The 12,717-nt window shown below is 73.1% G+C and carries 16 protein-coding genes; 8 read left to right on the top strand and 8 right to left on the bottom strand.

The features are described 5' to 3' along the window. The first annotated feature begins 25 nt into the window (after positions 1-25). A complete protein-coding gene (rbsK, locus tag EKH77_RS27505) occupies positions 26-940 on the top strand; it encodes a ribokinase (RefSeq protein WP_126916960.1) in 915 nt (304 codons plus the stop codon). Between the two features lie 34 nt (positions 941-974). Here the strand turns inward: rbsK and EKH77_RS27500 are convergent, their stop codons facing one another. Beyond that, positions 975-1,718 (bottom strand): AfsR/SARP family transcriptional regulator, encoded by a 744-nt coding sequence (locus EKH77_RS27500; protein ID WP_164737882.1) that lies wholly within the window; start codon positions 1,716-1,718, stop codon positions 975-977. A 169-nt stretch (positions 1,719-1,887) separates the two neighbouring features. Continuing rightward, a complete protein-coding gene (locus tag EKH77_RS27495) occupies positions 1,888-2,895 on the bottom strand; it encodes a ParB/RepB/Spo0J family partition protein (RefSeq protein ID WP_126916958.1) in 1,008 nt (335 codons plus the stop codon). Between the two features lie 267 nt (positions 2,896-3,162). Between EKH77_RS27495 and EKH77_RS34610 the strand changes: the two genes are divergently transcribed. The 3 genes from EKH77_RS34610 to EKH77_RS27485 are packed head-to-tail and all read left to right on the top strand — an operon-like array spanning position 3,163 to position 4,324. Next, the gene (locus EKH77_RS34610; RefSeq protein ID WP_346429080.1) at positions 3,163-3,423 is read left to right on the top strand and encodes a hypothetical protein; all 261 of its coding nucleotides are present in this window, start codon (positions 3,163-3,165) and stop codon (positions 3,421-3,423) included. Further along, positions 3,420-3,611, top strand: a complete 192-nt coding sequence (locus EKH77_RS34605; RefSeq protein WP_346429079.1) for a hypothetical protein — start codon at positions 3,420-3,422, stop codon at positions 3,609-3,611. Before EKH77_RS34610 ends, EKH77_RS34605 begins: the two co-directional genes overlap by 4 nt. After that, positions 3,608-4,324, top strand: coding sequence for an alpha/beta hydrolase (locus EKH77_RS27485; RefSeq protein WP_240667564.1), 717 nt, complete (start codon positions 3,608-3,610; stop codon positions 4,322-4,324). Before EKH77_RS34605 ends, EKH77_RS27485 begins: the two co-directional genes overlap by 4 nt. A 9-nt stretch (positions 4,325-4,333) precedes the next feature. On the opposite strand, the gene panD is transcribed toward EKH77_RS27485, so the two are convergent. After that, positions 4,334-4,750 carry an aspartate 1-decarboxylase gene (gene panD, locus EKH77_RS27480; protein ID WP_126916957.1) on the bottom strand — a complete coding sequence of 139 codons (417 nt, stop codon included), beginning with the start codon at positions 4,748-4,750 and terminating at the stop codon, positions 4,334-4,336. An 81-nt stretch (positions 4,751-4,831) separates the two neighbouring features. Continuing rightward, positions 4,832-5,470, bottom strand: coding sequence for a type III effector protein (locus tag EKH77_RS27475; protein WP_126916956.1), 639 nt, complete (start codon positions 5,468-5,470; stop codon positions 4,832-4,834). 128 nt (positions 5,471-5,598) lie between these two features. On the opposite strand from EKH77_RS27475, the gene EKH77_RS27470 reads away from it, so the two are divergent. The 3 genes from EKH77_RS27470 (at position 5,599) to EKH77_RS27460 (ending at position 6,996) form a co-directional block, all read left to right on the top strand. Next, on the top strand, positions 5,599-6,030 hold the full coding sequence (locus tag EKH77_RS27470) for an Hsp20/alpha crystallin family protein (RefSeq protein WP_126916955.1): 432 nt from the start codon (positions 5,599-5,601) through the stop codon (positions 6,028-6,030). 99 nt (positions 6,031-6,129) lie between these two features. Then, on the top strand, positions 6,130-6,525 hold the full coding sequence (locus EKH77_RS27465) for a DUF2267 domain-containing protein (RefSeq protein WP_126916954.1): 396 nt from the start codon (positions 6,130-6,132) through the stop codon (positions 6,523-6,525). 21 nt (positions 6,526-6,546) lie between these two features. Continuing rightward, entirely contained in the window at positions 6,547-6,996 is a 450-nt protein-coding gene (locus EKH77_RS27460; RefSeq protein ID WP_126916953.1) for a DUF2267 domain-containing protein, read from the top strand. A gap of 14 nt (positions 6,997-7,010) precedes the next feature. Here EKH77_RS27460 and EKH77_RS27455 read toward each other — a convergent pair whose 3' ends face one another. The 3 genes from EKH77_RS27455 to EKH77_RS27445 form a co-directional block, all read right to left on the bottom strand. Beyond that, positions 7,011-9,119 carry a SpoIIE family protein phosphatase gene (locus tag EKH77_RS27455; protein ID WP_126916952.1) on the bottom strand — a complete coding sequence of 703 codons (2,109 nt, stop codon included), beginning with the start codon at positions 9,117-9,119 and terminating at the stop codon, positions 7,011-7,013. Positions 9,120-9,292: 173 nt separating this feature from the next. Further along, complete coding sequence (locus tag EKH77_RS27450; protein WP_164737881.1) at positions 9,293-9,856, bottom strand: ATP-binding protein; 564 nt, start codon at positions 9,854-9,856, stop codon at positions 9,293-9,295. Between the two features lie 258 nt (positions 9,857-10,114). Continuing rightward, positions 10,115-10,768: a DUF4360 domain-containing protein gene (locus EKH77_RS27445; protein WP_126916950.1), complete on the bottom strand. Its 654-nt coding sequence runs from the start codon at positions 10,766-10,768 to the stop codon at positions 10,115-10,117. Positions 10,769-11,161: 393 nt separating this feature from the next. Here EKH77_RS27445 and EKH77_RS27440 point away from each other — a divergent pair, with 393 nt between their 5' ends. Further along, positions 11,162-11,572 carry a helix-turn-helix domain-containing protein gene (locus EKH77_RS27440; protein WP_240667563.1) on the top strand — a complete coding sequence of 137 codons (411 nt, stop codon included), beginning with the start codon at positions 11,162-11,164 and terminating at the stop codon, positions 11,570-11,572. Positions 11,573-11,588: 16 nt separating this feature from the next. Here the strand turns inward: EKH77_RS27440 and EKH77_RS27435 are convergent, their stop codons facing one another. Further along, entirely contained in the window at positions 11,589-12,419 is an 831-nt protein-coding gene (locus EKH77_RS27435) for a hypothetical protein (RefSeq protein WP_126916949.1), read from the bottom strand. Positions 12,420-12,717: the final 298 nt, after the last annotated feature.

Genomic DNA, 12,717 nt, shown 5'->3' with positions numbered 1-12,717 from the left:
GCGGACTTTGAATGACGGTGACGACATGAGCGACAGACACACCTACGACGTCCTGGTGATCGGCTCGGCCAACGCGGACCTGACCGTCCGCGTGGACCGCCGCCCGAACCCGGGCGAGACGGTGCCGGGCACCGACCTGGTCGAGTCCGCGGGCGGCAAGGGCGCCAACCAGGCCGCGGCGGCGGCCAGACTCGGCGCCCGGACGGCACTGCTGGCCCGGGTGGGCGACGACCCGTTCGGGCAACTCCTGCTGGAGGCCCAGCACGCGGCGGGCACGGAACTGCGGCACGTACTGGTGGAGAAGGGCGCCAGGACGGGCACGGCGATGATCGTCGTGGGGCCGGACGGGGATAACACGATCGTGGTCTCCCCCGGCGCCAACGCCCGCCTCTCCCCGGCCGACGTACGGGCGGCGCGGGAGGTGGTGGCCGCCTCGGCGGTGGTCTCACTGCAACTGGAAATCTCGCTGGAGACGGTGAGAGCAGCGGTGAAAACCGCAACCGAATCGGGCGCAAGGATCGTCCTCAACCCTTCCCCGACCCCGAAAACCCTGGACACGGACCTCCTGACAGCGGCCAACCCCCTGGTGGTGAACGAACACGAGGCCGAACTCCTCTCAGGCCTGCCCGACGGAACCCCGACCGACCAGGCCAAGGCGTTGCGCGAGCGAGGCGCCCGTTCGGTGGTAATCACCCTGGGCGGCGAAGGAGCACTGATCCTGGACACAGAAGCAGCGCAACCCACCCAAATCCCAGGCGTCCCTGTTGAGGTAATCGATACAACGGGCGCGGGCGACGCCTTCACGGGCGCCCTGGCCCTACGCCTGGCCCGGGGAGCGACCCTGGAGGAGGCGGCGCGCTTCGCGGTCAGGGTCGGCGCGGCATCGGTAACGCGCCCGGGCGCCCAGCCGTCGTACCCGACGGCGGAGGAGCTGGCGTAGGGAGACGGCGAGGAGCCGGGACCGGACCGACAGGCTAAGCCCGCCGCCCCTGACGCGGCACCAGATCAACCGCACCCGGCGCCTCGGCCACGCACTCCGCCAGCGCCACGATCTCCGCCGAGACCCTGCCCACACCACAGGCGTCCCCCACCCGCAAAAACGCAAGGCGAGCCGTCGCAAGGTACTGGCCTGCCCCAGCGTTACGGCGCAGCATCCGGCACAACCGGCCGAGCGCCAGCGCCCCCTCACCGACAAGCAACAGATCGTCGAGCGCCTCACCGGCACTCAGCGCGTCCGCGAACGCCCCCTCCGCCTCGTCGAAGAACCCGTCCGCCAGCAGGGCCTCCCCCACGTCGAGCAGCGCCCGCGCGGCCGCCGCGCGCCGCGCGTGGAGCCGGGCGGCCTCGCCCTCGGTGACGCGCCCGCCCACCCCGTCCAGCGCCGGCCCGCGCCACAGCCCGAGGGCAAGCCGATACAGCTCACCGGCCTCCTCGGCACCACAGGACCCGGCGGCAGCCGAGCAGGCCGCCGCGTCAACCAGCGCGTCAAACTCGAACACATCGACACCAACCTGCTCAACGCAAAGCCGGTACCCCGAACCCGCACCGACAATGAGCGGCTCCACATGTCCGGCGCCCCGGAACGCCGCGCGCAACGCCCGGACGCACAACGCGATCTGAGGGCGCGCGGACAGGGGCTGCCGTTCACCCCAGATCGCATCAGCGAGAGTGCGGACGGAAACCACCCGCCCCCGGCCGAGAGCGAGCAGGGACAGCACGACGCGCTGTCTGCGCCCGTCGACGGCCACGGACCGCCCGCCGACACCGGCGGCAACGGGCCCCAACAACGCGAGAGTGACAGGAGAGGCGGCGCCGCCGAGAAACCCACCCTGAGCCCCCGCAGGGGTCGCCGTATCGGTCACCGTGATAGCGCTCATCGCTGTCCCGTCACCCGCCCCGGCGCTCGAGTTCGGTGGCGAAGCGCATCCAGGAGGCGGCGCAGTGCCGGGCGGCCTGGGCGACGGTCTGCCGCCGGTGGGCGGGCACGGCGTCGAGGAGCCGGCGCCAGCGGTCGCCGCCCATGGCGTGGGCGTTGAGCAGGCGCAGCAGGATGCGGCCGCCTTCGGTGAGCCGGAGCGAGGGATCCGTGCGGAGCCTGGACAAGGAGGACGAACCGTCACCCGCCGAGGAGGGGACGACGACCGGCGCGACGACGGCCGACGCGGCATCCCCCACGGCGGAGGAGACGACGGAAGAGACGACGGAAGGTACGGACCCCGTATCCCGCCGCTCCGCGTCCCGCAGTTTCTTGGGCACCGGGTCCTGCCCGAGCGCCAGCCGCAGCCGGACGTCGCGCGCCGTGCCGACGGCGATGCCGGCGTCGTGGGCGATCTCCCGGAGGCTCGCCTCGGGCCGGGCGGCGATGAGCGCTCCGGCGCGGCGCCGGCCGTCCGCCGCGTTGAGCGGGCGGACGCGGCCGTCGCGGCCGGTGCGGGTCGTGGTGGGGGCGGCGGGGTGGCCGGTGCGGCGGCGCAGGGTGGCCACCGTGCTGGCGGCCAGGCCCGCCGCCGACGCGATCAGCCGGTCCGACCAGTGCGGATGGCTCCGGATGATGCGCTCGGCGGCGGCCGACCGGTCCGCCCGGGTGAGGGGAAGGCCACCCGGCCGGGTGTTCGCCCGGACAGCGTGGACGAACGCGTCCTCCTCGCTGCCCTCGAAGAACCGGACCGCGATCCGCTCATCCCCCCGTAGACGAGCGGCTCGCAGCCGGTGCATTCCGTCGACGACCCGCAGGGTGGCGCGGTGGACGACGATGGGCGGCAGGGGGCTGTCCAGCCGGGCGATGGCCTGGACGTGGCGGGGGTCCTCCCCCGCCAGCCGCGGTGACGCCGCGGGCAGCAGGGACGTGAGGGGGAGTACGACGGTGTGCCGCTGTTCCGGCCCTGAAACCGTCACGAAACCCCCTCCAGAAGAACCTCCGGCCGACGGCGGATCGCGCCCGGCGGGCACGGCGCCCCAAGGCCCCGCCCCCGCCAACTGGTGACCGACGGCCCTCCCGGGCCGTCCAACACCAGTCGATCCGCCGACACCGAGGACGCTAGGCAGCGAGCGCGCTCGCTGTCAACCGTGTTATGCGCCGGGGCACATGACCGTGCACGGCTCGGCACTTGGCCGTGCGTGTCGGCCCGTAAGCTAGATTGACCGCGGGAGGGAGGTGCGATCATGAACGATTCCGAAGCCAGGGCCGCGCGGACGCTGGCGGACAAGCTCAACCACCTCTTCCGGACGGTGGTGCCGGACGGCCGGGAGCCGTACACCACGGAGGAAGTGGCGCGTGCGATCACCGCCGGGGGTGTCTCGATTTCCGGCAGCTACATCTGGCTGTTGCGGAAGGGGCAGCGCAGCAATCCGACACTGCGGCATGTGGAGGCGCTGGCGAAGTTCTTCGGCGTGCCCCGGCCTATTTCTTCGACGACCAGGTGACGGAGACGGTCAACGCCGACCTGGGCCTCCTGGTGGCGCTGCGCGAACCGCAGGTCCAGCGGGTCGCGCTCCGCGCGGCCGGGCTGTCGGCGGAGAGCCTCCACTCCATCAACGAAGTGATCGAGCGGGTACGCGAGTTGGAGGGCCTGCCGACGAACCGCGCCACCCCGCCCCGAGAGGCACCGTGACCGTCACCACCCGAACCATGCCGCACGGCAAGCTCATCGACATCCACCGCCCCGCGCCGGGCACCGCCCACGTACCGGTCGTGCTGCTCTGGCACGGCGTCGGACCCGACGAGCGGGACGTCATGCGGCCGTTGGCCGAGGCGGTCGCGCGCGAGGGGGTGCTCGTCCTCGTACCGGACTGGCGTTCCGACGAGCCGGACGGCGGCCGGGCGCAGTTGCTGGCGTCGCTGGAGTTCGCCCGGGCGCGGGCGGCGGGGCTCGGGGGCGATCCGGAGCGGTTCGTGCTGGCGGGCTGGTCGGCCGGCGGGTCGGCCGCGGTGGGTGTCGCGCTGCGGCCGGACATCGTCGGTGGCCGGCACCCGGCGGCCGTGGTGAGCATCGCCTCGCGTTATGACCTCCCGAACCGGACGACGGGCACGGCCCCACTGACCGACCTGACCGGCGTCCCGGAGACACCTGCCGTCCCGGTCACCCTGGTGCACGGCACGGCGGACACCCTGATCCCCGTCGAGCGCTCGCGGGACCTGCGGGACGCCCTGGCCGCGCGCGACCGGCCGGTGCTGCTGGAGGAGCCGGCGACGGACCACGCGGGCGTGATCATGACGGAGTACGACCCGGCGGCGGCCCGCTGCCGCCCGAGCGAGGACCCCGGCGTACTGGCGGCCGGCCGGACAACGGCCCGGGCGATCGCCAGGGCCGCCGGCAGGGCGTAGACGCAGCCGTCAGACCGCGACCCGGTCCCCCCGGGAGAGCCCCGAGCCCTCGGGAACGGCGGCCGGGTCGCTGCCCAGGTCGACGGCCCGGTTCCGCTCGTCGACGAAGACGACGCGCGGCTGGAAGGTGCGGGCCTCGGCGTCGTCCATGGTGCCGTAGGCGATGATGATGACAAGGTCGCCGGGGCTGATCAGCCGGGCCGCCGCGCCGTTGATGCCGAGCACGCCGGAGCCGCGCGGGCCCTCGATGACGTAGGTCGACAGGCGGGCGCCGTTGTCGATGTCCACGATGTCGACCTTCTCGCCGGGCAGCAGGTCGGCGGCTTCCATCAGATCGCCGTCGATGGTCACCGAACCCACGTAGTGGAGGTCGGCCTGGGTGACGGTGGCGCGATGGATCTTGGACTTCATCATGGTGCGATACATCGAGGTACTCCCGGAAGTAGGCTCCCTGCCTGCGTTTTTGCAGGTCAAGGGCTGTATCGCCAGTTTACAGGGCCCTGCGGTTCAGGGGGGTGTGAGGGTGTCGATCCGGGCGGTGAGGTCGGGGTGGGCGGTGGCCAGGTGGGGGCGGGTGGCGGCCAGGGGGGCGATGAGGTCGGTGGGGTCGTCGTGGGCGAGGGCCGCGTGGAGCTCGCCGAGCGGGCCTCGGGCGGCGGGGGGAAGGTCGGTGAGGGCGGTGATCTGGCCGGCGAGGCGGCGCAGCTCGGCGGCGTTGGCGCGGGCCCAGGTGGCGGTGGTGCGTTCGGCGGCCCGGGCCTGGCGGGTGGCCGTCACACGTTGTTCGCCTGTGGTGCCCTCGGGGCCGGGGCGGCCGCGCAGGTAGCGGCGTTCGGCGGCCTGGCGGCTGGCGACGCCGAGCGGATGGGCGAGATCGGCCCAGCTGGCTCCCGCGTCCCGGGCGGTCTCGATCAGGCCCGTCTCCCACCCGGCGAGCTGCTCGCGCACCTGGCGCAGCAGCACCAGGGAGGCCAGCGCCTGCTCCGGCCCGGGCCCGGGAGCGGCACCTCCGGGCGTGTCCGGGGCCTCCCGCCGGGCGTCGCGCAGGGCGTCGTCTATGGCGCGCAGCGCGGCCGCGGCGGCGAGGAACGACGCCGGGCCGTGGGCATTCGTGCTGGTCGTGGACGGCTGGTCGGCTGCGGTCACGAGCACCTCCCTCTGTTGTCATCACCTGGACGACATCGATGTTTGTCATCCACTGGATGACATGTTACAACGGAGTCAGTGAGGCGCATTGGCAGCAACTGCCCGAACCCACTGGAGGTGTTTTCACGATGTTGATGCGCACTGACCCCTTCCGTGAGCTGGACCGGCTGGCGCAGCAGCTGATGGGCCCGGGCACGTGGTCCCGCCCGTCGGCGATGCCGATGGACGCCTACCGCGAGGGCGACGAGTACGTGGTGGCCTTCGACCTCCCCGGCGTCACCGCGGACGCGATCGACATCGACGTCGAGCGGAACATGCTCACCGTCAAGGCCGAGCGGCGACCGGTGGCGAAGGCCGACGACGTGCAGATGGAGCTGTCCGAGCGGCCGCTGGGCGTCTTCTCCCGCCAGATCGTGCTCGCCGACACCCTCGACACCGAGCACATCCGGGCCGACTACGACGCGGGCGTGCTCACCCTGCGCATCCCGATCGCCGAGCGCGCCAAGCCCCGCAAGATCTCCATCGGCGTCGGATCCGGCCACAAGGAGATCTCCGGCTGACACCGGCCGGACGGGTGCGGAGAGCGGGCACCTGACCTCCCCTCATCCCGCTCTCCGCACCCTCCTTCGCAGCCCGAGCGAGAAGGGGTGGCGGCTGAGATGACCCTGCGACGCGAAGCGTTCCTCGGCCACGTGAGGGAACGCGGCGAATACAACACCCTGGAGGAGGCCGAGCGTGCGGCCCGTGTGGTGCTCGCGCTCCTCGGCGCACACCTGGTCGGCGGCGTTCGCGCCCAGTTGGCGGCGCGCCTGCCCGAGACGTTCGCCTTGATCCTGCTCAACCCGCTGCAGAGCGCCGAGCCGCTGTCCCCCGAGCGGTTCGTCCGCGCGACCGCCGCGTGGATCGAGGGCGCCACCGAGCAGACCGCGGCCTGGGACGTCAGCGCCGTGCTGTCCACCGTCGCCGACGCGGCCGGCGAGGACCTGCTGGGCCAGATCCTGCTCCAGCTCCCCGCCGGCTACGACCTCCTCTTCGGCCGTCCCCAGTCCACCTGACCACGAAAGGCATGCACCGCAGTGATCTCCGACGCGCGCGTACCGCTTCAGCACCGACGGCCGTACGGGACGGCGTACGAGCAGATGCTGGAGAAGGTCCGCTACCAAGGCGCCTACCCCACCCGCGAGCGGGCCGATGAAGCCGTCCGCCTGGTTCTCGCCGGACTGGGGCGCCAGCTGACCGGCGACGAACGCGTCGACCTGGCCGGCTGTCTGCCCCTGGAAGCCGCACGCGTGCTGACCGCGCAGGTCCCCGACACCCGGCCGCTGACCGGCTGGGCCTTCGTCAAGGACCTCGCCGCCCGCACCGGCGCCTCCCTGGCGACCACCCGTTGGGACACCGGCTCCGTCTTCTCCGCCGTCGCCGCCTATGCCGGCTCCGACCTGATCACCCGCATCCTCCGCCGGCTCCCCACCGGCTACGCCCTGCTGTTCGGCCGCGCCGAACTCACCCCGGCCACGGCCACATAGGCGAACGGGCAGCGCTACGTCGAGCCCCGGACCCGGGCGATGAGGAGGGCGACGTCGTCCTGGTCGTTGTCCTCGCGGAGCTCGGTGAGCAGCAGGTCGCACATGGCCTCGAGGTCGAGCCGGTGCCGGTCGAGGAGGTCGACGAGGACCGCGAGGCGGGTGTCGATGGCCTCGTCGCGGGTCTCCACCAGCCCGTCGGTGTAGAGGACGAGCTGGTCGCCGGGGGCCAGCTCCACGCCGACGCTCTCGAAGGGGACGCCGCCCACGCCCAGCGGCGCGCCCGTGGGCAGGTCCAGCAGGACGGGCCGGAGTCCGGGCCGCATCAGGACCGGGGGCAGGTGGCCGGCGTTGGCGACGCGGCAGCAGGATTCCTCGTGGTCGTAGACGGCGTAGACGCAGGTGGCGATGGTCTGGTCGAGACCACTGGCGGTGCGGTCGAGGTGGTGGAGCACCCGGCCGGGGTCGAGGCCGAGGCCGGAGAGGGTGCGGGCGGCGGTGCGCAGCTGGCCCATGGCCGCGGCGGCGTTGATGCCGCTGCCCATGACGTCCCCCACGACGAGGGCGCTGCGGGCGCCCTCCTGGGGGATGACGTCGAACCAGTCGCCGCCGACCTGGACGGCCGCCCCGGCGGGCTGGTAGCGGTAGGCGACCTCCAGGCCGACGAGGTTCTGGGGCCGCTGGGGCAGCAGGTTCCGCTGGAGGGTGAGGACGGTGGCGCGTTCGCGCTGGTACCAGCGGGCGTTGTCGATGCAGACGGCCGCGCGGGCGGCGAGCTCGCCGGCGAGGACGACGTCGTCCTCGCCGAAGGGCTCGGGGTTGGTGATGCGCTTGAGGTCCAGGGCGCCGAGCACCTCGCCCCGGGCGATCAGCGGTACGACCAGGTAGGAGTGGAGCCCGGCGCGGCCGAGGAGCTCGGCGGACGGGGCGTCGCGGGCGATCCGGGTCAGGTCCGCGGGGGCCACGCGGGTCAGCCGGACGGGCCGGGCGGTGTTCACGCACCGGGCGACCAGGCGGTCGGGGTCGTATTTGGCGATCTCCCCGGGCGGGTCGGCGGCCCGTACGGCGGCGGTGATGGCGTCGGTGACCGGGCCCTCGCCGCCACCGCCGCCGGCCGAGGCGACGGCGAGGGCCCGGAAGACGGCGGCCCGTTCGTCCGGCGGGGTGACGTGGCCGTGGAGGGCGGTGTCGAGGATGTCGACGGCGGCCACGTCGGCCAGGTCGGGGACGACGACCCCGGCCAGTTCCCGGGCGGTCTGGTCGAGGTCGAGGGTGGTGCCGATGAGCACGGACGCGTCGGCGATCAGGGCCAGTCTGCGGCGGGCCTCGGTGGCCGTCCGGTGCCGGTCGGTGATGTCGACGTCCGAGGTGGCCAGCCCCATCGGGCGGCCGGCGGGGTCCTCCAGCCGGTAGCAGGAGACGAGCCGGGCCCGCTCCCCGGCGGCGGTGTCGGCGGTGGGACCCACGGTGAAGTGGTCCACCAGGGGGACGCCGGTGGCGAGGACCCGGCGCATGGCCCGTTCCACCGCCTCGACCTCGCGGGCGGGCAGGAAGGGCAGCGCCTCGCGCACGTGCCGGCCCACATAGGCCCGGGCGGGCATGCCGTGGATGCGTTCCAGGGCCGGGTTGACCATGACGTACCGGAGCCCGGTATCGAGGATCGCGAGCCCGATCGGGGACTGGGCCACGAGCCGCAGCGACAGCGCCAGGTCCCGTTCGACGTCCCGGAGGATCTCCTGGTCGGTGGCCATGCCGAGGGCGTAGACCCGGCCGTCCTTGTCCTCCAGCCGCATGTTGCGGAATTCGAGGAGCCGGGTGGTGCCGTCCTTGTGCCGGGCGGGGAAGACCCCGGCCCAGCTGCCGCCGCCGCCCATGACCTTGGCGAACAGGCGCAGGACCTCGTCGAGGTTCTCCTCGTCGACCAGGAGCTGGGCGGCGTACCGCCCTAGGGCCTCGGCGGCGGTCCAGCCGAAGAGCTCCTCGGCCTGCGGGCTCCACAGGACGATCCGGCCGTCCTGGTCGAGGACCACCGCGGCGACGCTCAGCACGTCCAGCAGGCTGCCGGGCGCGTAGGGGGTGCCCCTGGCCCGGCCCGGGTCCGGCCGGAACGCGTCGGTCGTACCCATCCGAGGTCCTCCTTCCGCCCGCTCGGGGTGGTGCGGCGGCCTCGCCCGGGTGTGCGCCCGGTCCCTGTCCCGGTCCTCCTGCGTCTCGCCGTCACGCCGCAGCGTCTTCCATGTTCTCTCCGAATCCGCCCACCGCGCAGCCCACGGCCACGCGGCGGCCACGCGGCCGGAGGTCAGCGGAGGGGCGCGGCTCCGGGCAGCGGGAGGGTGAACCAGATCGTCTTGCCGCCGCCGGAGGTGTGATGGCCCCACTCGGCGGCCAGCTGCTCGACGAGCCACATGCCGCGCCCGTTCTCGCTGTCCAGCCCGGCCTCTGCGCACAGCGGCAGGCGGCCGCCGCCGTCGGTGACCTGCACGACCAGCTGGGCGGGGGTGCGGCTGAGGGCGAGCCGGACCTCTCCGGCGCCCCCGGGCACGTGCACGATGGCGTTGGTGACGAGCTCCGAGAGGAGCAGGACGGCGTCGTCGGCGAGCTCGTCGAGGCCCCACTCGGCCAGCAGGCCCCGGGAGAAGCGGCGGGCGGCCGCGACGGAGCGGGGCGAGGCGGGCAGGGAGACCGCGCCGGAGGGCGGCGGGCCCGGGCGCGTCCGGCGGGCCGCCCCGAGGGACGGCGGGCTGTGCACGCACCAGGGGGCTCCGTGGCCCCGCTCGCCGAGGACTCCCCAGGGGCGGGTCGTCCACGCGGCGATCGGCTCGTGGGCACTGGGAATGGCGTCGGCCGTATGCGAGGGACTCAAGGTGTCGCGTCGGAATGCAGGCATCAGGCTCTGGGGCGTTCGAGGGGGCGCGAGGGCGCCGGGCGAGGGATTCCCCCAACATTCGCCCCCTTTCCGCCACAGGTCTATACCCTTTGGGTTACCACCAGCGCACTGAGCGCGATAGCCCCAGGTCGGGACGGGTGCCTGGGGTGCAAAGTCGATGTGAGGGAGAACACGACGCCTCGGACAGGTCGGCCGCCGGGGCCCGCGTGGGGCGGGCCCCGACGGGGCGTCCCGTCAGGATCTGGCCGGGCACTCCTTCCACGCCAGGTGGTAGATGGTCTTGAGGCTGCCGTCCGTGGAGTCCATGGTCATGAAGCTGGTGGTCTTGGTGGGGTCGGAGGTGCCCGCGTTGACCCGCAGCTCGGTGTTGATGTTGAAGTTCCGCAGCTCGCCACAGGGCGCCCAGACCAGCGCGGCGATGGGCACGGAGTCGGTGGTCTGCCAGTTGTCCTCGTAGGCGCCCTTGAAGGTGTGGCTGCTCGGGGTGGTGACGGGCGAGCCCTGGAAGTAGTACGACGCCTTCTCGGTGCCCGAGGCGCCGGGCTCCAGCTTGGCGTAGCCGCGGTAGTCGGCGGCGGCGATCGCGTAGGTGAAGCCCTGGGGGACGTGGACGTTCAGGTTGAGCTGGCAGTTCTTGCGGAAGTCGGTGGGCTTGGACCCGACGCCCACCTGCGCGAGGTAGTCGCTGTAGGTCACGGTGAAGGCGGTGTTGTCGGGCGAGACCGCGACGGCGGCGGTCCCGGCCGGACATCCCGAGCCGTTGACCGTGGCGACCTCGATCACGATCTTGTCCGGCGGCGGGTTGGTGATGACGGAGGGATTGTGCGTGGACAGCGGGGCCGCGAGCAGGGTCGCGATCGCACCCGCGGTGAGAAGACCGGTGGGCATGGCGCTCCAATCGGTTGGGCGGCGGGAGTGACGACTGACTCATGTGCCGGTGACTCATGTGCCGGACGGCCGGGAGGGCGGGCGGCGATGCGGGTCGCGACGCTCGCGACACGACCCAGACAAGCCATGCTCATGACAATCCACGCCCTCTTCCGGGGCCGGTGGGACCGGGAGCGTTCGCATCGTAGGCGGCGGGAAGGGGGTTGACCAGACTCTCCGCCCGCGCCCGGCGGCGCCCCCCGCGACACCTCCGCCGGGGTGAATTCCCCGGATCTGGCCGAAAGTTGTCGTCAACCACGTATCCCCTGGTCACCGGGCGGGAACCGGTGCCGCCCGGTTGTCGCGCGCGGGCCTTTGCGCCAGACTGGTCTTTTAGTCAGGGCTAAAGGTGGCATGCTGCACCCAAGGAAAGCCCGGAAGTTCAGCTGGTGGGGGGACGACATGGCCTGGCGCAGGAGCGGTCACGAAGGCGGACACGGCGCGGCGCCGGCGGGAGCCCGGCTCGCCCGACAGACGACGGCCTCGCTGGCCGGCCTCCTCGCCGAACGGGACATGACCCGCAAGGAACTGGCCGAGCAGCTCGGCGTCTCCCCCGGCCGGGTCAGTCAGATCCTCTCGGGCGACGAGAACCTCACCCTCCGCTCGCTGGCCGCCGTAGCCGAATCCCTCGACGCCACGATCGAGATCACCTTCCGGGACGCCTCCGGCGCCCCCACCCACCATCCGGCGGACGACACCGCCGCTTCCGGCCGTCTGGAGACGGCCCCCGCCGCTCCCCTGGCCACCCGCTCGCGGCATCGCTGACTCGACGGCCGGGGCATCAGCGCCGGGAAACGCCCTGCGGGTCCGTGTCCGGCGCGCCGGGCCCGCCGCCCAGGGCCTCGTCCATGCCCGGCGGGACCAGATAGCGCTCCTTGATGGCGAGGATCTTCACCCCGTCGCTGCGCTTGCCATGGGTGTGCGCGAGCTCCAGCAGATGCCGCAGATACTGCTCGGCCTCCCCGAACGCCCGCTTGACCTGGCGGATCTCATCCGGTTCGGGCAGCCGGTCCTGGAGCCGGGCGGCCTTCTTGACCTTCGTCTCCACGGTGATCCACCTCTGCGCCGCCGCCCGCACCTCCTTGTGCCGCTCGTTGATCTCGCGTTTGGCCAGCGTCCGGGCCCGGTTCGTACGGCCCTGGACGTCGACCCGCAGCAGCAGGTGGGACCTGATGTCGTCGGCGTAGTAGTCGAGGTGCCAGCAGTCCCGGAAGCCCTCGGCCATCCGCTCGCACCAGTCGGCCCGGTCCGTCCGCAGGCGCAGCGCCAGTTGGTGGAGCAGCAGGGAGTTGCCGAGGGTGAGGACGGCCATGGCGGGGCCGCCGCCGTTGCGTTCGCCGCCCCGGCCCCGGGGGCTCACGCCCCAGCCGGTGGCGACGCCCACGGCCATCGGGGGCACGCTGGGGGTCAGCGGCAGCAGGACTCCGCTGGCCAGGGCGGCCATTCCGGAGGTCCACAGCACGACGCACAGCGCCAGCGCCGAGGAGCGCGCCGTCCCCAGCAGCCTGCCGTCCTCGCGGAAGCGGAAGACCAGGCAGATCCAGGTGACGGGCGCGCAGACGGCGGCGGGCAGGACCCACTCGGAGATGACGGACGCCTGGTCCAGTGCCACATCGGCTCCCGGTCTTCGAACTCAAGGGGGGCGGCCGCGCCTTCGTGACACCTGTACACCTGCGCCGAGAAGCACGGGCGGCGGCGCCGGACCGAGCGCTTGTCCCACTCGGCTCGACAGCTTTCACTCAGCGCGCACCGCGACGACCCGATGATGTTCCCACCACACCCGTTACGGCGTGCGATGATCCGGTCAACCTCTGGGGGCGACCGAACGATTCACGCCATTCCGGCCCGGCGACGCCGCCGGGCCGGGGCCGGGCGGGGCCGGAGCGGGTGCCCGGCCCGGCGGCGTCCGG

It is taken from the genome of Streptomyces luteoverticillatus, assembly GCF_003970715.1.
Classification (GTDB): domain Bacteria; phylum Actinomycetota; class Actinomycetes; order Streptomycetales; family Streptomycetaceae; genus Streptomyces; species Streptomyces abikoensis.
Note: the sequence above shows the minus strand (reverse complement) of the source record. Positions and strands in the feature narration are given on the sequence as shown.